The sequence below is a fragment of the Chromobacterium sp. Beijing genome (assembly GCF_021496765.1).
Classification (GTDB): Bacteria; Pseudomonadota; Gammaproteobacteria; order Burkholderiales; family Chromobacteriaceae; genus Chromobacterium.
Genome location: NZ_CP053750.1, coordinates 5147612 through 5169723, shown reverse-complemented (window position 1 = coordinate 5169723; position 22112 = coordinate 5147612). Strand labels below are relative to the sequence as shown.

The following is a 22112-nucleotide window of genomic DNA, read 5'->3' as shown; positions in this document are numbered from 1 at the left end:
GCGCTTCTGCTAAAACGGCGAGGCCTGGCCTCGCCGTTTTTTTGTCCGCCGCCTCAGTTCTGCCGCCAGATCAGCCGCGCGATCGCCGACGAATCCAGCTCGCCCTCGCCCTCGGCCACCAGCTGATCGATCAGGCCCGACACCCGTTCCGCTTCCGGCAAGCGGATGCCCTGCTCGCGCGCCGTCTCCAGCACGATGCGCATGTCCTTGGCGTGCAGCTTGGCCTTGAAGCCCGGCGCGTAGTTGTCGTCTATCATCCGCTGGCCGTGGACATCCAACACCTTGCTCTGCGCGAAACCGCCCAGCAGCGCGGCGCGCACCGGCGCGGGATCGACATTGCAGGCCTGGGCCAGCTTCATGATTTCCGCCACCGCGGCGACGCCGACGCCGACCGCGATCTGGTTGCAGGCCTTGGCCACCTGGCCGGCGCCGCTGGCGCCGATATGGGTGATGGTCTGCCCCATGGCCTGCAGGGCCGGACGCGCGCGCTCCAGGGCCTCGGCCTTGCCGCCAACCATGATGGTCAACGTGCCGTTGACGGCGCCCACCTCTCCGCCGGACACCGGACAGTCCAGGAAGTCCACGCCATAAGCCGCCAGTCTCTCCGCGATGCGGCGCGCGCCGTTGGGCGCGATGGTGCTCATATCCGCGCAGACCAGGCCCGCGCCGGCGCCGTGAACCGCGCCTTGCTCGCCCAGCAGCACTTGTTCCACGTCCGCGGTATCCGACACATTGGTGATCAGCAGCTCGACCTGGCCGGCCAGCTCGGCCGGGCTGTCCGCCCAGCTTGCGCCCGCCTGCAACAGGGGTTCGGCCCGTTCGCGGCTGCGCGCCCACACCGTCACCTGGTGGCCCGCCTTCAGCAGGTTCAATACGCAGGGACGGCCCATGATGCCCAGACCGATATAAGCGACTTTCATTTGCGACTCCACGATGAAAACGACGAGATTCATCGAGGATAAGGGGAAGCGCGCCGCAACGCCAGCGCGCGGCGGGGAGAATCAGGGCTCGGGCAAAGGCGCGGGCTTGCGCCCGCCCAGCCAGGCCTCGAATTCATAATCCTTGCCGGAGGCGTGATGCTCCAGAAAGTAGACGAAGGCCAGGACCTCGGCCACCGCGCGGTAGAGCTCCGGCGGAATGTTCTTGTCCAGGTCCACCTGCATCAGCAAAGACACCAGCTCCGGCGAGTCGTGCACGAACACGCCGGCCTCCCGCGCGCGGTCTATGATGCGCTCGGCCAGCTCGCCATAACCTTTGGCGACGACCTTGGGCGAACGGTGCCCCTCCTGGTAAGACAAAGCCACCGCGGAGCGGCGCTTGTCCTCACTCGGCGGCCGCGCCATCGTCCTTCACCACCAGGCTGGCCAAGGCCAGGCCGGCCGAGGCCAAACCCGCCTCCAGCCGGCCGGCGTTCTGGGTGATCAACTGCCCGGCCTGTTCGTCCTCGGCGGAGAACGACACCTGCACCGACTGGCCCACCAGACGAATGCGCGCGGCCATGCCGCCCAGGGCCGGCAGATTCAAGGACAGATTGGTCGACCAGGCCTGCATCTCCTGCTGGCCGTTGCCTTCGCGGTCGGCCTCGGTCTTTTCTTGTTCGATCACCATCTGCATGGGCTGGCCGGGCCAGGCCATGCCTTGAAACTGTAGTTGCTGGTTTTCCAGGCCGTTGAGCTGCCTTTGCACCAGATTGCCCAACTCCTGGGCTTGGGCCTGCGCCTGCGGCCGCGCGCTGGCCGCCGCGTGCTCGGTATTGGCCAAGGCTTGGCTCATCTTGGCCTGCGGCTCCTGCTTGATCTCGGCCAGGCTGGTGCGGCCGTCGGCGAAATCCTTCAGGTGGGATTCGTAAAACAGACCGCTCTTGGCCACGCCCTGCTGCAAATCCTCCGCCACCTTGGGCGGCGGCTGCTGCGCCGCGTTGACCAGCACCGGCTTGCCGGCGTCGCTGGTTTGGGTGGACAGCAGATGGGTCAGGTAACGGGAGGCCGGGCTCAGGGCCACTTGCACCGAACTGCCCTTGGTCTGCTCCGCGCTCTCCTTGCCGCCGTCCTGCAATAAAAAGGTCAGCGCCGGTTGCAGCGACGCCACCTTCAACTGCAGCGTATCGCCGCTTACCGTCGCCCCTTGGGGCAGGTTAAGCGTGAACAGCGAATTCTTGATCAATACCGCCAGCTGATTATTGTCGAGGCGATCCGCCACGCGCGCCGTCACCTGCTCGCCCAGCAACAGCGTCGGCAAGCGGCTGGGAAGGGTCGCGGTTTCCAGCAGCAGCTTGGCGCCCTCGCCCAATAGCTGCGAGGGGTTGATCTGCTGCGCCGGCAAGACGCCGGTATTGATCGACGGAATCATGAGGTGGGACTATTTCGGTACAGGGAAACGATCAACTCGGCCTCGCTGCGGGAGATGCCGCAGCGGGAGGCCACTTCGGAAGCCGTCAAGCCCTGGCGTATCATCTCGATCGCCTGATTGTAAGGGCTGAGTCCGACATCCCCTTGCGCCTGCTGCTCCACCCGGGACAACAGGCGCGACATATCCCGCTGCATAGCGCTGATCTGCTGTTGCTGCTGGTCGAGATACATGGTGGTCAAGCTGTCGCGTTTGGTTTCCAGACGCAGCACGCGCCAGTAGACATACGCCACCGCCATGGCCAGCATCAGCCAGAGCACGACCATCAGGTATGGGAAAAAGGTGCCGGACATCTTGGTTCCCCATGGAAGAGTTTCCGCCGTGACTTAATTTTATGGCGAAACCTCCAACAACCCAAGGCCAACCCGCCATCAAATCGACTCCGCCGTCCTGGCCGGGCCGTCGCGGCGATTTGCGATCAACGATAGTGTTTCAGCACCCGGGAGTTCTGATTGATCAGCACCAGCTCCGAGCGCAACGCTTCCGACCACTGGACCAGATCGGCCTGAATTTCCTCGCGCCGTCGCACCAGCTCGCGCAGCCTGTCGCGCTGAGCCTCCTCCAAGCCGGACAACGTTTCCTGGGTCAGCGAAGCCAACAGGCGCGACATCAGCTTTTCCTGCTGCGCCTGCAAGGCGTTGAAACGCTCGTAATCCTTGGCGGACACCGCTGCGGACACCTGAGGCGTCAAAGCCTCCAGTTCCGCCACCAGCTGTCCCAAGGTCGTCGCGCGCGCCGTCGCCGTCATGCGCCCGCCGCCGCGCTGGCCGCGGGCTGACTGCGGTCGACTTGCTGCCAGGCGGGGAGAATCGTTTCCAACAGGCTGCGGACTTCCCCCAAAATGGTCAGATCGTTCTTGAGGCTGGCTTGTCCCAAGCGCGTCTTCATATAGAGGTACAGCTCGTTCAGGTTGACGGCCGCCTCGCTGCCGGCTTCCACATCCAGCGCGATGCGCAGGCCTTCGATGATGTCCATCGCCTTGGAGATCATGCGCGCCTTTTCATCGAAGCGCTGAGCTTCGATCGCAATGCCGGCGGTCATGATCGCCTTGATCGCGCCTTCGTACAGCATGACCACGATCCCGATCGGGCTGGCGCCGTACACCGCGGCCTTCAAGGCGTCGTTTTCATAAGCCTTGTTGAATTGCTTCAACATTCTGGAGTTCAGCATATTGTTGCCACCGGCTGAGCCGGGTCGGCGGGCGGTTCTGCCCGATCCGACCTCAGCGTAAAATCATGACGAAATACCAAATTCATACTTGAGACATCAGACCGCTCAGATTATTGGTCGAAGCCTGCATTTTAGCCAGCGTCGAATTCAAGGCGGTGTATTGCTGGATATATTGTTTCTGTCGCGCGGTCAGCCGAGCGGTCAGCGCATCCTGCGACGCTTTCTCAGTGCTGATGCGCGAATTGATCGAGCTCTTGCTGCTTTCCACCACGCCGCTCGGGCCCAACAAACTGTTGATCTCTTTGTTCAACAACTGGGCAATCCCATTGCTACTGGTATTCCCGAACAGGTTTTTCACCGCGGTCGGGTCTTTTTTCAAGGCGTCGTTGAACTTGGTCTGATCCAGCTTGAGAGTGCCGTCCTTTTGAATCGCGATCCCGATCTGAGACAGGTAGGCAAAGGAATTGACCGGGTCGACGCCGGGTATGGATTTGGTCAACACATCCTGCAGCTTTTGCTGAATCGACAAAACCGAGGCATTGCCTTTCATGCTGCCGCCGCGAGCATCCTTGATCGCGCTTAGGACTTGATTATACGCGTCGACAAAACCTTGCAGATTCTTGCCGATGCCGGCGGAGTCCTGATTCAGCGTCACCGTGGTGGAAACGCCGGTTCCGCCCTTGTACAAGTCCAACTCAACGCCAGGAATCGCGCCGCTGACTTTATTGCTGCCGGAGGTCACCTGCACGCCGTTCACAGTCAACTCGGCGTTGACCGCGTCCTTGGACTCGCCGTTGGCGGTTGGACTTTGCGTCAAGCCAGCCAGCGTCGAACCGCTGATTCCGCCGGAGTCTGTGCCGCCTGCGCTGATGGAGAACTTATTGTCGGTGCCGGAGGCGGTCGACGCCACCACCAGCTTGTAGTTGTCGCCGTTTTTAACGACAGAGGCGTTGATGCCCATGCCTTCGGCGTTGATCTTGTCGGAAATGGACTGCAAGGTGACTTTGTCGCCAGGATTATCCCTCAGCTTGACCGTCTGTTCCTTGCCATTGATGGTGAACTTCAGTTCATTGGGCGCGCCGGTGATTTCCGTTTGCGCGCTTTTGATGTCGGTGCCGTTGAACTGGTCGAACACCAGTTGCCGAGAGGTCGCCAGCTTGGCGACGTTGACGACATAAGTGCCGTTGACGCCGCCGGAAGTGGTGCTGACCCCGGCTACGGAAGTGTCGCTGGAGGACACCTTGAACGCTTGCAAGAACGATCCCGACGACAAGCTGGTGATCGCGCTTTGCAGCGCGGACAGCGCGGAACCGATCTTGCCAAGATCGCTCAACTGGGTGTTGTAGCCGTCCAGTTTCTTCTGACTGGCGACCAATGGCCGGGAATCGATCGCCATCAACTGGCTTACGATGGTTTGGACGTCGATCGCGCCGACTGATGTGGTTATCCCTGCCATGTTCATCACCCTTTAATGTGTATTTGTTGAGCCGCTCCCGGGACTCAAGCCTTGTCCTTCAGCAGCATGCCCTTGAAGTCGCCGATCGCCTTGGCGATCCGGATCGCGTCCTCGGAAGGTATCTGCCGGATGACCTTCTGAGTTTCCTTGTCCACGACTTTCACCACCTGCAGATCGGTGTCCTTGTCCACCGAGAACTCCAGCTGGTTATTGTACAGCGAGGCCACGCTGTTCAGTTGCTTCAGCGAAGACTGCAACTGCTCGGTAACCGATGGTTTTTCCTTGGCCGCGGTATTTTGCGCCTGCTGCTGCTGCGCCTGTCCGGCGGCGGCAACGGCCTGGGCATTGTCCGGCAAAGCGGAAGCGGCCTTATCAGCCCCCTGCCCGCTTTGCGCCAGCTCCACCGTTTGCTGCCGCGGCGCGGATGCGCCCGCGTTGGCAATCGGCAGCGATTGTAAAGAAGGTATTTGCATGACAACTCTCCTGACGCGCGCAGCTCCGGTTGCCCAACCAACCGGAGCCGCCGCTGGCTCATACCATCATTCTAGACTTATTGCAGCAGGGTCAGTGCCGACTGCGGCAGCGAGTTGGCGTTCTTCAGAATCGAAGTACCGGCCTGTTGCAGAATCTGGTTCTTGGTCAGGGTAGCAGTTTCCGCGGCGAAGTCCACATCCACGATACGGCTGTTGGCTGCAGTCAGGTTTTCCACGTAGTTCTGCAGGTTGGCCACCACCGCGTCGAACCGGTTTTGCACCGCACCGAAGGTCGAACGGATGTTCGAAATCTGGGCGATGTCGGCATCCAGCGAAGACAGCGCACCCGACGCGCCACCTTGAGTCGTAACGCTCACGGTGCCGGTGTTGGTCAGGCTCGAGTTGTAGCTGTTCAAAATCCCCGCGGAGGTCAGGTCGGTCGACGAGATCGAAACCTGGTTGGTCGCCGCGCCGGACGAGCCCACTTGGAAGGTCAGTACCGAACCGCCGGACAACAGGCTGGTGCCGTTGAACTGGGTGGTTTGAACGATACGAGAAATTTCCTGGGTCAGCTGGTCCACTTCACTTTGCAGCTGCGAGCGGTTGGTGTTGCTGACCGAACCGTTGGACGCTTGCACCGCGATTTCACGGATACGCTGCAGGTTGTTGGCGATCTGGCCCAAAGCGCCTTCCGCCGTCTGACCGACGGAGATGCCGTCGTTGGCGTTCTTGATCGCTTGGTTGTTACCGCGGATGGCGGCGCTCAAGGTCTGCGAAATCGCCAGACCGGCGGCGTCGTCCTTCGCGCTGTTGACGCGCAGGCCGGAAGACAGACGTTGCAGCGAAACTTGCAACGAGTTGTTGGAGTTGCTGAGGTTACGCTGCGCGTTCAGCGAAGCAATGTTGGTGTTGACGGTAATAGCCATGGTGATTCTCCTGATGTTCAGTTGGGCAAAGCGACTTGCTTACTCACCATATCGTCAGGGCTTCTATAAACTTTACGGTCAAAACGTGAATTTTGCCAAAAACCTCATTCAAACCATGCCATTTCCCATCCAAGCACCAAAATAGAGCGGGGGCTTTGCCCGGTAGGACAAAGCCCCTTCCCTCATTACTGCAGCAGCGTCAACGCGGATTGCGGCAGCGAGTTGGCGTTCTTCAGGATGGAAGTGCCGGCCTGTTGCAGAATCTGGTTCTTGGTCAGGGTGGCGGTTTCCGCCGCGAAGTCGACATCCACGATGCGGCTGTTGGCCGCCGTCAGGTTCTCGGTATAGTTCTGCAGGTTGGAGACCACCGCGTCAAAACGGTTCTGCACCGCGCCGAAGGTCGAACGGATGTTCGAGATCTGGGCGATGTCGGCGTCCAGCGAAGACAAGGCGCCAGATGCGCCAGCCTGCGTGGTCACGCTGATCGTGCCGGTATTGGTCAGGCTGGAGTTATAGGCGTTCAACGTGCCCGCCGAGGTCAGGTCGGTGGAGGAAATCGACACTTGGTTGGTCGCCGCGCCGGACGAGCCCACCTGGAAGGTCAGTACCGAGCCGCCGGACAACAGGCTGGTGCCGTTGAACTGGGTGGTTTGCACGATACGCGAGATTTCCTGAGTCAGCTGGTCCACTTCGCTTTGCAGTTGCGAGCGGTTGGTGTTGCTGACCGAGCCGTTGGACGCCTGTACCGCGATTTCGCGGATACGTTGCATATTGTTGGCGATCTGCCCCAGCGCGCCTTCAGCGGTCTGACCGACGGAAATGCCGTCGTTGGCGTTCTTGATCGCCTGATTGTTACCGCGGATGGCGGAGGTCAGGGTCTGGGAAATAGCGAGGCCCGCGGCATCGTCTTTGGCGCTGTTGACGCGCATGCCGGAAGACAGGCGTTGCAGCGAAACCTGCAGCGAGTTGCTGGATTGGTTGAGGTTGCGCTGAGCGTTCAGCGACGCAATATTGGTGTTTACTGTAATAGCCATGTGATTCCCCTTGAGATCAAGACTGCGTCAACCGGAGCGCCCGTATTCCGCAGCACAGCTATTAGATCGTCCAAAGGTTAATAAACTTGACCAAAATGGTATTTTTACCAATTAACGCGCTTCAAGCCGATCATTAAAAAGCCGCTTTGGATCTCAATGATCGCAAAGCGGCTCCCCTACCACCCCTAGACTCAACCACGCAAGACTTTGGCCCAGTCCTCGTGATGGTCTTCCAACCAATAGTCGCGCTCTACCCAGGCACGCAGCAGGTCTCCCTCCCGCTCCGCCTGATCCAGGTCATGCGCGCGGCTGCGAATGGCGTCGACCCAGACGGAGACATCATTCGGCACGCGGCAAACGGGCGCGCCGTTGGTCTGATACGGATAGATGTCGGTACACACCACCGGCCATCCCATCGCGCCGTACTCCAGCAAGCGCAGATTGCTCTTCGCCTCATTGAACGCGTTCATCTCCAAGGGCGCCACCGCCAGGTCCAGATTCAGGGTTGCGACCTTTTCCGGGTATTCGCTGAAGGGCACGCCTTGATGCGCCTCGGCCACATATGGCCGGAACTGGGGCAGGCACATGCCCATGAACACCCAATCGACCTCCTGGTGAGTCTGCTTGATCACCTCGAACAGCAGCTCAAGGTCGCCGCGGTGTTGCGACGCGCCCACCCAACCCACTCTGGGCTTGGCTCCGACTCGCCGCTTGGCTTGCAATTCGCCCCAGATGCTGCGACGCAAACGGTTGGGGATCACCGCAACCTCGCCAACCATGCCCTGCGTGAACTCACGCAACGGTTCCGTCGACACGACCAGGGCATCGGACATGTTCAACGCCCGACGCAGACGCTGCTTGGCATCGGGATAGTGGCGTCGCCAATGGTCGTACAAGTCGCTCTTCAGCGGCGTGCCGCCCACCAGGTCGTCAATGCCCAAGATGGTTCGAATGCCAGGGAAGTAGGACCGGTATTGCCCCAAAGCGTCCAAAACGCCATCGTTCACCGCGGTATGCAGCAATAAGACATCCGGCGCCATGCGCGCCATTTCCACCAGAGAGGGCAAGCCATGCACCGGCTGCAGAATCTCCCCGTCCAGCAGGCCGTGCTCTTGCAATACCGATAAGGGCTGACTCAGCCGGTACTCGCCGCTGCCGCCAGGCACCGGCACGCCCAATACCCGCTGCCGTCCGCCCAGGCTCGGGTCCCAAGATACGTGCCGTTCAGTTTCCAGTTCCATTCTGCGCTTGCGCAGGGATAGGTGCCGGTTGAAGCCAGGGTCTCGTTTCAACACCGGCATCCAGGCATGGAGGAAGTTCTCCATTTCCCCGCGCTCGCGAACCGCGGCCTGCAACGCTATACGCGGATCGGAAGTGGTGCGCCCTATGCTCTTGGCGTGATGGTGGTACATCACGGCAAACGGATTGTAAACATTGCGCCAACCCGCCGCCTGAACCTTCAAGCACAGATCGACGTCGTTAAAGCACACCTGGAATTTTTCTTCATCCATGCCTCCCACATCCAGGTAAGTGGACTTGGCCACCATCAGACAAGCTCCAGTGACGGCGGAGTAGTTCTGCATGGTCACGGCGCGGCTCATATACCCCGGCAGATTCATGTCCTGAGGCTCGAACACGTGATCCGCCACCGAGTGCATGCCCCCCGGCAAGCCCAATACAATGCCGGCATGCTGAATTTGCCCGACTTCCGGATACAGCAGGCGGGCGCCGACCACGCCCACTCCCGGTTGCTGAGCTGTCGCCAACATGCGTTCCAACCAGCTTTCCAGTGCCAGTTCGGTATCGTTGTTCAAAAGCAGCAAGTAGTCGCCGCGCGCATGCGCTGCGCCAAGGTTGCACTGGGCGGAGAAATTGAACGGCTGGTCATAGGCCACGATCTGGACCCGCCCGGGATAGCTCGCCTGCAACGCTTGGTAATACTCCTGGGTTTCCGGCTGCTCCGAACGGTTGTCCACAATGATCAACTCAAAGTGTTGGTAGGCGGTGCGCTGCAGCACGCTGTCTATGCACGGCTCCAGATATTCAAGCTTATCCCGCGTCGGAATAATGATGGAAACCAGAGGGCTGCCCTGGACCTGATACTCAAAATGGAAGGTCCCGTCCACCAGCCCCGGCCCCACGCTGGCAGACTGGTCGCAACGCTTGGCATGCTCTTCCAAGGCTACCTGGCAAGACGCCAGACACAAGGGCTGTTGATCGGGATGCCGCCACGGCAAGGAAAGCAACATGTCGTCGACATGGCCGATGACATGCGAGCCTTGCAGCTCGAACAAGCGCAGCAAGGCGTCGAAATTGTAGGCGCCGGGATAGGGCTGGAAGCCGCCCAGCATCGACAGCGCGGTTGTGGAGAAGGCGACCGCGTCGCCGATGTAGTCCATCGAGCGCAGATATTCCGGCGAGAAGTCCGGCCGGAAGGCCGGCAGGAAACGCTCCCCCATCGGCGACACGACGTCGCTGTCGCAATACACGGCTTTCCAGTCCGGATGCTGATGGATGGCCTCGCCAAAACGCAGCAAGGCCTGCGGTTGTAGACGGAAGCCTGCGGGCAACAACCACGTCCAATCGGATGCCACTTCGGAGATCACGCCGTTGATGGTCGCGGCCACCGTCTCAAAGTCGCTCAGATCATCCAACTGCACCCAACCCAGTTGATCGCTGCTGTTGAACACCGGATCCGGCACCGCGCTGTCGGACAGCACGATCAATCGCCAATTAGGGTAAAGCTGGTTTTCCAAGGCCGCTAGACTCTCCGCCAGACGAGTCAGCCGGGTTTGCGGCGCCAATACGATCAGATTGAACCAAGGCCGGCTTTGCCAGGTAGTGCACATCGACTCCGCCAATTGCTCCGCGTGGATCTCTCGTAGATTATGGTTTCCCAGCCAGCGCCGGTAGTCCCGCAACGCAAACTGTTCGGGTTCGGAAAAGGCGTAAGTGGTGACCTTTCCCATTTCGCTGATGCCGTTTGGCCGCAAGTTCTTGGGCAGCAGCTGGCGCCATTGATCAAACAATAAAGGCACGGCGTCTTCCAGTACCCTGCGCTCCTTGATGTAATGCTGGGACAGCGCAATACGCCGCTCTCTGAGATCCGCGTCCTCAACCAAGGCCGCCAAGGCCTCGAACCATGCCTGCTCCGTGTTCTCCACCACGCTGGCCATGCCGCTATCCTTGAGCCAGGCGTAGGCCGGCGTATCGGACAAAACCGTCGCCGCGCCGACCACGGAGTACTCCAGCCATTTCAAATCGGACTTGCTGTCGTTGAATGCGCCGTGAGCCAAAGGAGCGATGCCGATATCCAGCCGCAGGTCCGCAAGATCGGTCAGAAACTTGCTGTAATTCACAAACGTGGTGACTTGCCGGACATCCTTCATCCCCACCATGGATTTGGGGACTTCTCCCCAGAATACGAATTTCACCAAACCGGCGTATTCTCGATAAATACGCATCAGCGCCGGCTCTATCGCCGCCATTTCTTTGCCGCGGGACGTGGTGCCGGCAAAGCCGATGGTGACTTTGTCATTGCGCGGCCTAGGCGTTACGAAGCGGTCCCGGGCCAGCGTGTTGGTGAAAACAAAAACCTTATCGTTGAAGGGGCGCACTTTCTCCGCCAACGGCTCGGTGGTCACCGTGACCAATGCGCATTTGGGCAGCAGCCATTTGATCTGCTCAAAAGAAGATTCGCACTCTTTGTACATCAGATGCGACTCAGGCATTTCCGGCAACCAGTCGTCCACTTCGTAAACGATGGGCTTGCCGGATTCGACCAGCTTTTCAAGCAGGGCCTTGCTCTCCGGCCTTGGGAACAGACGCTGCACCAGGAAGATATCCATTTCCCTGACGAAATCGTCATCGCTGTCGAACGGATACACCCCGTCATATAGGTAGGCGGCCGAATGCTTGTAGTAATAGTGGTCGAACTCTTTTTCCACCAACTGCAGGGCGTCTCCCAAACGCAGACGATAACAAGCCTCGTCCAGAGCATCTCGGGTCAAGACGCCGATTCTCGGCTTGCGGCGCGGCGCCTCAGGGGAGGCAAGCACAGGACTCGCCAGCCCTGAAATATCCTGTCTGCTCTCGTTCTGCAAACGGTTGGCCTTGCCCCAGGAGAACGGCAATGGAATGTTTTGCAGCAGGCGGCTGCGCCACTGTTGATTCGGCACCTCTTGCAGCATGCCGGTGGCGGCGGTCAGCACCGACTCCACCGTCAGCATATCCATGCAATACGCGTGTCCTCTACGACACAGCGGCGCGGCTTCCGCCGGCAGCTCTGCGAGACACCCCTTGCACTCGATATCGGCAATCAGGCCCCGCGATGCGCCGCGCAACGGCAGGCGCTGCGCCGGCTCAGCCATGCCGAACAAGCCAAGCACCGGCGTGCCGACCGCATGGGCGATGTGGATCAGGCCGGAGTCCGGAGCGATCAGCATGTCGGCAACCGAAATCGCCGCCGCGGTTTCGGCCAGACGCAGCTCATTGACCAGGGACACCACACCCGCTCTGGCGGCCTCGGGCAGGTTTTCCAGCGTAAAATCCTTGCCGCTGCCCAACAACACAAGCCCGATATTGCGGGCGGCCAGCGCCGGCAACAATTCTCCCCAACGCGCCGCCGGCCAGATGCGGTCCGGCGAACTTGCCGCCATATGGATGGCCACCAGATGCTCCGGCTTTTTAGCCGCCAGCCAGCCCGAGGCCACGATCTTGTTGGCCAATGGCCGATAATCCTGCATCAGCCGCGGCAGCGAGGGTGCGCTCGGCGCAACCCCGCTGCGTCGCGCATACGCCTCAATGATGTGCAAATCCCTGGCATGTTCATAAGCGCCATCCAGATCGACGACAATATCGTCCGGACGCAACTGCAGCGACATGCAACCGACGATGTCGGCCTCCTCGATGGCTTGGAAAGCCTCAACCACCTGGGTTCTGACCAACAATTGCCGATCAGGATATTTCCGGCGCAAAGCGGGCAATACCGAGCTGGCCAAGAGCGCGTCGCCCATGGCAAAACGTCTTTGAACGACCACCCGCTTGGCCAGCGCCCGCGGTCTTGGCTGCTCCAGCACCAGCAGGAAGCCTTCATCCTCGCCAGACTCGGCGCAGTTCTGGTGCAGCAGCCCGGACTGGAAGGTCTCAGGGGACACCAGCGACAACCGCAAACGATGCAAGTCCACCTTTTCGAATACGCGCGAGCACAAACGACGCACCCTGGACTCCGTCCAGTTGGTCCAATGCGTCGGGTTCAGGTGAGAGCCGGCCCAGCGCTCGGTGGGCAAACTCAGCAGCAAGCGGCCGCCCGCGGCGATGCGTTCGGAGAGCTCCCACAGGAACAGCTCCGGATCATCCGTGTGCTCTATGGTTTCAAATGAGATCACCGTATCGTAGGCGGCAGGCGGCAGCGTATTCAGCAGACGCGCCTCAAATCGGCAATTCTCGGCGTCGCCGGGGATGAAACGCTGGGAAAAACGGATTGCGTCGGCGTTGAGGTCAATGCCGGTGTAATCGGCCATGCTGCCCGCGTCCGCCAGAATATGCCAGCCGTAGCCGGCCCCCGACGCACAGTCCAGCACCCGGCCCAGAGGCCCAAGATCGGCAGCCGCCCGGTAGCGTAAAGCGTGCTGGACCAAGGTCGCATACCCTTCCAGCCCAGGCAGAAAACGCCCGGCGCCGCTCTGCTCAAGCTCGCGCGCCAGGGCCGCATCGCGGACCTGGGCATGGTTGGGCTGAATCCCTTTCGCGCCATCCTGCAATAGCTCAGTCAGGCGAATCAAGGCGTCCTCCGGCCACGAGGCGAGCAAAGACGGCAGCACCCAGCGGCCATCTCCGTCCCGATAGAGCGCCATCAACTGCATGAACTGCCCATCCGGGTCTTGCAAGGTCGCGTCAAAACACTCCACACCCAGCAAACGGTCCAGACGAACCCATTCATGACGGATGGTCGCCAGCGTCATCGCTCCGGCTTGCGCTGCGAACGATTCCGCATAGGCGAAACTGGCCACCTGGATTCGGTCTATCTGCGCTTCCGCCATAACTCGCCAGCCTGCGCCCTCCAATAGCGGGCTTCTCAGCAGCGGCGCCTGAGGATATTGCTGGCGAAACACGCTGGACAATTGGCCAACCAAGTTGTCGGCCGCGCCTCGGTCGGTCAGCAGCCATGGCCGGTTCAGCGGCAGCAAGGCTTGCAAGGCCAAGCGCACCAGCAATTCATCCGCATAGACGTCGCACAACAATTCAAGCCAGCCCACAAGTTCACGCTGCAACCACAGGACTCGCTCTTCCTCTCCTTTAGCCAACGCATCGATATGCGTGGCCGCGGCCTGGGGCGAATGAGTCAAGACAACGGTTTCACCTCCCGCGAACGCCTGCCGTAAACGACGATGCAGCCATTGATGCGGCGATAAACGACGAGCGCCTGCGGCCAATTGCAAGAGCCAGCTTTTGCGTAGCCAGCCGTTGGCTTGCTGCGCCAATAGCCAACTCGGTTCCCCGCATTGCTGCAGATGAGCGGCGAAGTCCTCCACGCCGCTCAATTGGAAGCGGCCATAATCGCCTTCGCTCTGCCGCGCTCGCTCTCGACGCAAAGGCACTCCGCCCGGCAAACAAGCCCAACTATCGCTCACGCGCCAATGAGCGCCGTCGTCGGCGACCGGAGCGGTATCGACCGGCAAGCCCAAGCCGCAGGCAAAACCCACCCACTCTCCGCCGGCTGCAGCCAGATTATGCGCATCCAACATGGGCAGGCCATTCACGAATGGAACCAAACACACCTTGGAACGGGCTTGCAGCGCCGATAATGCCGGCGACATCAACTGGGCGTTAATCACCAGTACCAACTCAAACTGGTTGGGATCATGAACGGCAAGATAGGCCTGGACTTGCTCCAACTCCGCTTGAGTTTCGACAGTGAGAAAAAGTGAGTTCATCTTCTTGGTTTCCTGAATGGCGACAGCACAGCCCGCCAGGCTAAGACGGCAGGTTAAAATTCGGGTTGCCATATATTACTGAGAAACGTCATGGGCAACAGCCCAAATCATGCCGAAATCCTCGGAATCAAAGGGGGCCGCAGCGCCTCAGCGACACGATGTCCGCATGAATGGCCGCCCGCGACGCGAAAGACCGGCCTTTCCGAAGAATAGCCGGCGAACGCGGACAAGATACAGGACGCTCAGATACAAGCCCATGTCATCTTCGTACAGGAGCTAGGCAGCAAGCCCGAAGCGAGGTGGTCCCCCACCACACCGGCTCAAACCATGAAACCCGTCCCTCCCAAAGGAGATTCGGCCCGTATTCATGAAAATGTCATCATTGGTACGATTACCGCATACAAGCCAGACCTGCCGCCAGCGTCTCTGATTGGGATGGGACTATAATGCAGCAGCCCCGGACGCTGACACGATAAGGCCTGGACATGGCCCAAAGGCTTGATTTGCGCAATGCGCGCCTTAAGTTGAACGCGGACACCCAAACATGGCGGCTCGCATCACATCATGCCCAGCTTAACGGAATCGCGTTTATCGCCGCCCAAAGAGGGCGCCGCCGCCAAGCCCGGCCTTTGAATCCCCATGCCGCAGCCTTGGCAAGGGACTACCGGCCCCTACCCCGCCTGGGTAGAATAAGCGCGCAGCCAATCGCGCCGCTTGCGACCGCAATGCGCAAGACTTCCCGGGCCGCTGTTTACAGTCGCCGATCTTCATCGGCCTTGGCTAGAATGCAGGCAGCAGCAACGACTTCCAATCTTTACAAGGTAGAACAATGACTATTCCAAAAGTAAGCATCGGCATGCCCGTCTACCGGGAGGCAAGATATCTGGACATGACTTTGCAATCGTTGCTGGGGCAGACTTACGGCGATTTTGAACTGATCATCTCCGACAACCATTCCGACGACGGCACTTATGAACTACTGCAAAGTTATGCCGCGGTAGATTCCCGCATCACTTTGCTGCGCACGGAAGAAACGGTTGCCGCGCCGCAGAACTTCTACCGGATTTTCGACCGCTGCCGCGGCGAATACATGATGTTCGCCGCCGGCCACGATCTGTATCACAAACAATACATTGAGCGCTGCGTCGCCCAACTCGACAACCAGCCCGATGTGGTCCTGGCGGTGACGGCATCCGCTTTTTTCAATGAAAGCGGCGTGGGCAGCCAGATCGGCGGTATTTTCGACACCCGCGGCATGGACACCTTCTCACGCATGCATGTGGTGGCCTGGGGCCTGGTCTACGCCTATCAGGCCTACGGCATGAACCGCATGTCGGCCTTCCGCAAAGTGCAATACCGCAATGTGGCGATGCCCATCGTCGGCATCGACCATGTGCTGTTGTTCGAGATGGCAGCCCAAGGCGCATTCGCTTACGACCCTGAAATCCTGTTCTTCATGCGCCAGGCGCACGACTACGGCGACCAGGAAGCCTATAAGCGCAAGCTGATGCTGGATGGCCTGGATGGCTTCGCCAGCTATGAAAACCAGATCAACGCCTATATAGACGTCATCCGGCGCAATCTGCCCGCCGGACAGGAACGGGACATGATGATCAACAGCATAAGCAACTGCTGCCTGCTCAAGTACCGCAACACCCTGGCCTGCTATGGCCTGTCCTTCCCCCAGATCAGCGAAGAAACCTCCCCCATCCTGACCGAATACATCAAGGCCCAGGCCTCCGCCGCCAATTTCATGGATGTGTTGCTGCACGAGCGTTACGGCAGCATTCGTTGATTGACGCCATGGAAACTTGCAGATGAAAGCCGTGATCCTGGCCGGCGGACTCGGCACCCGGATATCGGAAGAAAGCCACCTCAAACCCAAGCCGATGATCAGCGTGGGAGGCCGGCCCATTCTGTGGCACATCATGAAGATCTTTTCCGCGCACGGCATCAATGACTTCATCATTTGCTTGGGCTACAAGGGCTATGTCATCAAGGAATATTTCGCCAATTATTTCCTGCACATGTCCGATGTGACATTTGATTTCACCCAGAATCAAATGAAGGTGCATCGCCAGCATGCAGAGCCCTGGCATGTGACTCTGGTCAATACCGGAGAGCACACGATGACCGGAGGCCGGCTCAAACGCGTGGCCCCTTACCTGCCGGCCGGCGAAGCGTTCTGCTTCACTTATGGCGACGGGCTGGCCGACATCGATCTGACCGCGGAGATCGCCTTTCACCGTGAGCACGGCAAACTGGCCACGGTGGCGGCGGTACAAGCTCCAGGCCGGTTTGGCGCCTTGGTGTGCAAAGGCAGCCGCGTCACAGGCTTCAAGGAAAAACCGCCGGGCGACGGCGGCTGGATCAATGGCGGCTTTTTCGTGCTGCAGCCCGAAGTGATCGCCTTGATCGAAGGCGACCACTCCAGCTGGGAGGGCGAGCCGATGGCGAAGCTGGCCGCCATGGGTCAGCTGACGGCCTTCCAACATGCCGGCTTCTGGCAGCCGATGGATACGCTGCGCGAAAAAATCCAGCTGGACGAGCTGTGGGAAAGCGGCCGGGCGCCGTGGAGGGTCTGGCAGCCCGAGCTGTCCTGATGGCTCAGGCGATACGCTTCAGATAACCGTCCGGCGCAACGGTGATCAGCAATTTATGGTGAATATCGGCGTCGATCTCGAATTCGGGATGGTCGGCCAGGTATTCGCGCACCGCGGTTTTGGGATTGTTGCCCGGCCCCCAGGGCCGATCCGTCGATAGTTCCGCCGGCATATCGTCAACAATGGTGTCGAAAACCACGCAGTAGCTGCCCGCCGTCACCAGGGGCGCATACGCCTTCAGCTCGGCCAGCACATGCTCATGAGTATGGTTGGAGTCCAGGCTCACCAAGATGCGCCGATGTCCTTTGGCGATGTCCCTGACCTTGGCTACCGTCTCGGGCGCCACGCTGGAACCCTCTATCATCTGAATCCAGTTGGCCATCGGATGGCTCTCAATCGCCGCGCGGTTGTGCGAGCGGATGTCGATGTCCAGACCCAGGACCTTGCGCCGGGTGCTTTTGGGATCGCACGCCGCCCCGCTTTCCACCGCCTCGCTCATATCCAGCATGGCCAGCAAGGACGCGTAATACACCAGGGAGCCGCCATGAGCGATGCCAGCCTCGATGATGAGATCCGGCTTCACCTGCCAAATCAATTCCTGCATCGCCCAGGCGTCGTTGGGAAACTGGATCGCCGGCCGTCCCATCCAGGCGAAATTATAGGACCACTTATGCCGGGCCACGTCGCGGGTCCAGGTGCGCGACAGTTGCTGGAGCGCTTGGTCTCCCGCCAGGCCTTGAATATTCTGCTCGACTTCCCGGGCAAACTTTTGAATCTCGTCCATTGGGTGCTTCCTTAGCATGGAATCCGGCGGCGGGCCTGCGAAGCAGCCCCGGCGTCGGAGGAAATCATCACTCGGGCTGTTCGATCACAAGCCGGAAACAATAGCGCTCATCCGGGCTGGATTCGTCTGACGCGCCCATCTCCCAGCGCGTTTCTCCGTTTTTGACGCGTTTGATCAGGGGATGACGCAGCCAGCCGGTGAAACCTATCTGCTTGTTCATCATCACCGAGGCCACGTTCTCCGTCATTACATAGGCATGGACGCGCCGCACCGCGGCCTCTCGCAATAACCAGGCGACCAACCGCCTTCCGGCGTAGACGAATAGTTTAGGATGCCCCAGGCGCTCGCCTCGCATCGCATTGTCGAGCAGAACCTCGTCCCGGCTCAGGTCCTTGAAGCCGAAATGCCCAACCACCTGGCCATCCGCACATACCAGGAACAGCAGCTGCCCCGGCGTTTTGAACAGCACCTCGCTCATCCAGCGCCGGGTTCGCTCAGGCGTCGCGACAAAATGGCTGAGAAAATTCGCCATATTCTGATTCCGCCATTCGGTGAGCTTGCGGATGATGTCGTCGTCGTCGAGGTCGGCCCGCGTCAGCGGCCGCAACACGCCGCAAGCCTGGCCCTCATCGTCCAGGATGTCGAGCTCCAGCGTCTGCCGGCCTGCGATCACATCGTCCAGGCGGGGCTGGATGGCATTAAGCGTCATCACGTTCAATGTCCCATTTTCACCTTAAGTAGAGGCCGGCTCATGGTCCGCCAGCAACGCCCACGTCAGCACCGTCTCAGCGCCCAGATCCTGTTTGAGCGTTCGCCCAAGCACCACCGCCAACTGCGATGGCGCAATGCCGTCGCCGGGGCGCTTGGCGTCTAAATCGGCCTCGGTCAATACATGGCCGGCGGGCAAAGCGCGTCGGGTGACGATGCTGCGGCGCATTTTCAATGCTTGCGCCCGCTCTTCATCGCTCAGCACGCGCCCCGCGCCGCCCATGGCCTCCTGCACCCGGTGACAGGCGCGTATCATCGCCCGCATCTCTTCGGGCTCCGTCGCCATCTGATTGTCCATGCCGATGCGCGAGCTATCCAAAGTGAAGTGCTTCTCGATCAGGCAGGCCCCCAGCGCCACCGCGGCGGCGGGTATCTCAATGCCCTGGCTGTGATCGGAATAGCCGATGGGGAAGGCGGGAAACTCGCTGCGCAAGCCGGCGATGTTCTGCAGACGGATCAGTTGGGGAGGAGACGGGTAGATCGAAGTGCAGTGCAATATGATCAGCTGACGGTTCCCGCTGGCCTCGATCGCGCGCACAGCCTCGCGGATTTCCTCGAACGACCCCATGCCGGTGGATAGCACCAGCGGCGCGCCCAGGCGTCCCAGCTGCTCTAGATAGGGTAGATTGTTGAGCTCCATCGAGGCGATCTTGATGAAGGGCGCCTTGCACTCCGACAGCAGAAATTCAGCCTCCTGGATGGAGTAAGGCGTAGAAGCGAAATCGATGCCCTGCGCAGCGGCGTACTCGGCCAGCTCCTTGAGCTGGGCGCCGTCCAGAGCGAATTTCTTGACGATGCGCTTGGCGATGGCGTTGGCCTGGTAATAGCTGTCGCAATAAAGCGTCTCCGCGCTCCAGGACTGAAACTTCACGCAATCGCAACCGGCGGCCTTGGCCTCGTCTATCATCGCGCGCGCAATGCCCAGATCGCCGAAATGACTGGTATTGAGTTCGGCCACCACATAGGGCTTTAGATAATCCCCGACTTGGCGTCCATTGCCTAGGGTAATCACTGACATGCAAGGTCTCCGGCTTACTGGTCGATGGGCTCGACTATCATTTCTCGCAAGAACAATTCGCGTTCAAGAAAAGGCTGCTGATCTTCCAGCGGACGACGCACAAACCGGCGGTCCGCCTCGCTGCGGGCATGGCCCAACTCGATATAACCCTGATCGACTCGCCCCATGATTTCGCACAGCACCGGCCCGTCGTGGGCCAGCATGGCGGTCAAACCGGCATCCAGTTCGGATGTACGCTCAATCCTCTGGTAGTGGAAACCGAAACACTGGGCCAATTGGGCGAAGTCGGGACAACTGACGCCGTTGTCCGGATCCGTGCCTATGGTCCGCTTGCGGAACAGATCCCGCTGCCGCCGCCGGATGATGGAGTAGACATTGTTGTTGATGACCACCACCTTGATCGGCAAGCGCTGATAGCGGATGCTCTCCAGCTCCTGCAGATTCATCATGATGGAGCCGTCGCCGATGACGGCGACCACTGGCTGCGCGCGGCCATGCCATGCTCCTATGGCCGCGGGCAAGGCAAAACCCATCGAGCCTTGGGAAACCGGATGGACACAGTTGATTCCGGAGGAAAAGCGCATATTGGTCGGCAGAATCACTTCGGCCAGACCCGAGTCCGTCACCAACGTGGCCGGCGCGGGCAGCAGCCGTCCCAGGGACTCGGCCAACTGATAAAGATCGACGGCGGCGTCGGAGGCGAACGCAGGTTCTACCGCGCCGAACAGCGCCTTCCAATACCGACACTTGTCGGCCCATGGCGCCGGAGCCGTCGGCGTATTCTCGCTCAACAGCGCGCTGAGGAAGGCATGGACGTCGGCTTGCACCAATTGGTCGATGCGGACGCCGTCCTTGCTGTGTTCAACTGGATCGATGTCCACGACGACGGTATGCGCGCCGCGCGCGAATTTGGAGAAGTCAGGACCCGTGGTGAGCGAAGACAGCCGCGAGCCCAGCACCAGCACGAAGTCAGCGTTCTGCACCGCGAAATTACCGGCGCGCGAGCAGCCCATGGACCCAACCGAGCCTATGGACAAATCATGGGCCGCGCCATAGCTGTCCGGCGCGGCGCTGGTATAGGTCAGCGGAATATTGCAGCGCTCGACCAGGGTCTTGAGCAAATCCTCCGCGCCCGAGGCGCGCACGCCGCTGCCAATCAGCAATACCGGTCGTTTCGCGTCGCGCAGGCGAGCGCGCACCGCGGCCACGTCTTGCGGCGCCGGCCGCGGCGCTTCTACCGGGTACGCAGCGGGACGCTCGATCTGTTCCGGATCGATCAACGCGCTTTGCAGATCCAGCGGGATATCCAGCCAGACCGGGCCTTTGCGGCCGGACATGGCTTGCCGCAACGCCTCTTCCATCGCCGGGACGATTTCCTCCGGCGTGGAGATCATGCGCGCGAACTTGCTTATCGGGCTCACCAGAGCCACGATGTCGGCCTCTTGCTGCCCGTAGGTGCGCAAGGGAATGCCGGTATGGCGGCTGGTCTCGCGCAGGGTATTCTGGCCCGAGATGAAAATGCACGGCACCGCGTCCTGCCAGGCGCAGAGCACGCCGGTCAAGGTATTGGTGGATGCGCAGCCGGTAGACACCAGGCAAGCGCCCAAGCCCCCTCTTTGCTCCGCATAGGCCAGGGTGGCGAACGCGCAGGACTGCTCATGATGCAAGGACACCGGCTGCAAAGCCGCATGCTTGGCCAAAGCGTCGTTCAGAAACAAGGAGCCGCGCCCAGTCACCTGGAACACATGTTCCACGCCGGCTTGCGCCAGCCGCTGCATGATGTAGTCCGCAACCCGCATCATCATGCTTCCCTCGGCGCCTTGGGTTTGAACTGATCAAGAATATCCGGCACCGCCACCACGAATTCGGCGCTGCACGCCGGCTCGTCATCCACAAAGCTTTCGGCCGAGCCGATGGCGATGCCGCGCTTGAAGGACTTCAGGCTGGCTTCGATGCGCAGGGTGTCGCCCGGCACAATCTTGCGTTTGAACCGGATATTGTTGATTGAGACGAAGTTGGTCTTCATTCCCTTGTACTCCTCCTTGCACAAGAAGGTGAGGATGAAGGTCTGAACCAGGGTTTCGATCTGAACGAAACCGGGCACATTGGGCTCATCATCGAAATGGCCGGGAAAGAACCACTCGTTGTAAGTAAACCGTTTGACGCCGGTCGCCCGTTCTCCGGGCTGCAACTCAACAATCTTGTCGATCAACAGCACAGGATAGCGGTTGCGCTGACACTGGATGATGTCCTTGATATCGAGGGCCGCCGGTCCGTTCAGCGTGCTCATGCCGCCGGCTCGATGACGACCTTGTACTTGGCCAAAATCCCCTGGCCCGCCGCATAGCTGGAAAACTCGATGATGTCGTCGATATCCATCTCGATGTCGAACGCCTCTTCCAACGCCGCCATCAAGGCCATATGCCCCACACTGTCCCAAGCCGCGATGTCTTGATACTTCAGCGCAGCCAAATCCTTTTGCTCCACCATGAAGGTTTCCATGAAAGCCTGGTCGTATTTTTCAAGATGACTCATCGCT

19 protein-coding genes are annotated in these 22112 nt (G+C 60.2%); 2 read left to right on the top strand and 17 right to left on the bottom strand.

Translation table 11 applies throughout. The annotated features are described in order from the left end of the window. Positions 1–53: 53 nt before the first annotated feature. The 11 genes from HQN78_RS24225 to HQN78_RS24175 form a co-directional block, all read right to left on the bottom strand. Positions 54–920 carry an NAD(P)-dependent oxidoreductase gene (locus tag HQN78_RS24225; protein ID WP_107800442.1) on the bottom strand — a complete coding sequence of 289 codons (867 nt, stop codon included), beginning with the start codon at positions 918–920 and terminating at the stop codon, positions 54–56. Between the two features lie 81 nt (positions 921–1001). Next, positions 1002–1343: an EscU/YscU/HrcU family type III secretion system export apparatus switch protein gene (locus tag HQN78_RS24220; RefSeq protein ID WP_019103813.1), complete on the bottom strand. Its 342-nt coding sequence runs from the start codon at positions 1341–1343 to the stop codon at positions 1002–1004. After that, positions 1324–2349, bottom strand: coding sequence for a flagellar hook-length control protein FliK (locus tag HQN78_RS24215; protein ID WP_107800443.1), 1026 nt, complete (start codon positions 2347–2349; stop codon positions 1324–1326). The genes HQN78_RS24220 and HQN78_RS24215 overlap by 20 nt, the downstream gene beginning before the upstream one ends. Beyond that, positions 2346–2699: a DUF2802 domain-containing protein gene (locus HQN78_RS24210; RefSeq protein ID WP_235086923.1), complete on the bottom strand. Its 354-nt coding sequence runs from the start codon at positions 2697–2699 to the stop codon at positions 2346–2348. The genes HQN78_RS24215 and HQN78_RS24210 overlap by 4 nt, the downstream gene beginning before the upstream one ends. 125 nt (positions 2700–2824) lie before the next feature. Further along, complete coding sequence (locus tag HQN78_RS24205; RefSeq protein ID WP_235086921.1) at positions 2825–3154, bottom strand: hypothetical protein; 330 nt, start codon at positions 3152–3154, stop codon at positions 2825–2827. After that, positions 3151–3576 (bottom strand): flagellar export chaperone FliS, encoded by a 426-nt coding sequence (gene fliS / locus HQN78_RS24200; RefSeq protein ID WP_107800445.1) that lies wholly within the window; start codon positions 3574–3576, stop codon positions 3151–3153. Before fliS ends, HQN78_RS24205 begins: the two co-directional genes overlap by 4 nt. A gap of 82 nt (positions 3577–3658) precedes the next feature. Continuing rightward, positions 3659–5032 (bottom strand): flagellar filament capping protein FliD, encoded by a 1374-nt coding sequence (fliD, locus tag HQN78_RS24195; RefSeq protein WP_081545456.1) that lies wholly within the window; start codon positions 5030–5032, stop codon positions 3659–3661. Positions 5033–5076: 44 nt separating this feature from the next. Next, a complete protein-coding gene (locus tag HQN78_RS24190) occupies positions 5077–5505 on the bottom strand; it encodes a flagellar protein FlaG (protein ID WP_043642102.1) in 429 nt (142 codons plus the stop codon). A gap of 77 nt (positions 5506–5582) precedes the next feature. Then, complete coding sequence (locus tag HQN78_RS24185; protein ID WP_048414322.1) at positions 5583–6431, bottom strand: flagellin; 849 nt, start codon at positions 6429–6431, stop codon at positions 5583–5585. Positions 6432–6616: 185 nt separating this feature from the next. After that, positions 6617–7465 carry a flagellin gene (locus tag HQN78_RS24180; protein WP_081545457.1) on the bottom strand — a complete coding sequence of 283 codons (849 nt, stop codon included), beginning with the start codon at positions 7463–7465 and terminating at the stop codon, positions 6617–6619. A 191-nt stretch (positions 7466–7656) separates the two neighbouring features. Continuing rightward, a complete protein-coding gene (locus HQN78_RS24175) occupies positions 7657–14400 on the bottom strand; it encodes a glycosyltransferase (protein WP_235086919.1) in 6744 nt (2247 codons plus the stop codon). Positions 14401–15229: 829 nt separating this feature from the next. Here HQN78_RS24175 and HQN78_RS24170 point away from each other — a divergent pair. After that, entirely contained in the window at positions 15230–16195 is a 966-nt protein-coding gene (locus HQN78_RS24170; RefSeq protein WP_081545459.1) for a glycosyltransferase family A protein, read from the top strand. Positions 16196–16217: 22 nt separating this feature from the next. Beyond that, positions 16218–17003 (top strand): glucose-1-phosphate cytidylyltransferase, encoded by a 786-nt coding sequence (gene rfbF, locus HQN78_RS24165; RefSeq protein WP_235086916.1) that lies wholly within the window; start codon positions 16218–16220, stop codon positions 17001–17003. A gap of 4 nt (positions 17004–17007) precedes the next feature. Here rfbF and HQN78_RS24160 read toward each other — a convergent pair whose 3' ends face one another. From HQN78_RS24160 to HQN78_RS24135, 6 genes are all read right to left on the bottom strand, one after another. Then, positions 17008–17787, bottom strand: a complete 780-nt coding sequence (locus HQN78_RS24160) for a cephalosporin hydroxylase family protein (protein ID WP_235086914.1) — start codon at positions 17785–17787, stop codon at positions 17008–17010. Positions 17788–17854: 67 nt separating this feature from the next. After that, on the bottom strand, positions 17855–18496 hold the full coding sequence (locus HQN78_RS24155) for a GNAT family N-acetyltransferase (protein WP_235086912.1): 642 nt from the start codon (positions 18494–18496) through the stop codon (positions 17855–17857). A 24-nt stretch (positions 18497–18520) separates the two neighbouring features. Continuing rightward, positions 18521–19573, bottom strand: coding sequence for an N-acetylneuraminate synthase family protein (locus HQN78_RS24150; protein WP_235086909.1), 1053 nt, complete (start codon positions 19571–19573; stop codon positions 18521–18523). 14 nt (positions 19574–19587) lie between these two features. Beyond that, positions 19588–21378, bottom strand: coding sequence for a thiamine pyrophosphate-binding protein (locus tag HQN78_RS24145; protein ID WP_235086907.1), 1791 nt, complete (start codon positions 21376–21378; stop codon positions 19588–19590). Then, a complete protein-coding gene (gene fabZ, locus HQN78_RS24140; protein WP_235086905.1) occupies positions 21375–21863 on the bottom strand; it encodes a 3-hydroxyacyl-ACP dehydratase FabZ in 489 nt (162 codons plus the stop codon). The genes HQN78_RS24145 and fabZ overlap by 4 nt, the downstream gene beginning before the upstream one ends. Continuing rightward, positions 21860–22108, bottom strand: coding sequence for a phosphopantetheine-binding protein (locus tag HQN78_RS24135; protein WP_235086902.1), 249 nt, complete (start codon positions 22106–22108; stop codon positions 21860–21862). The genes fabZ and HQN78_RS24135 overlap by 4 nt, the downstream gene beginning before the upstream one ends. Between the last annotated feature and the right edge of the window lie 4 nt (positions 22109–22112).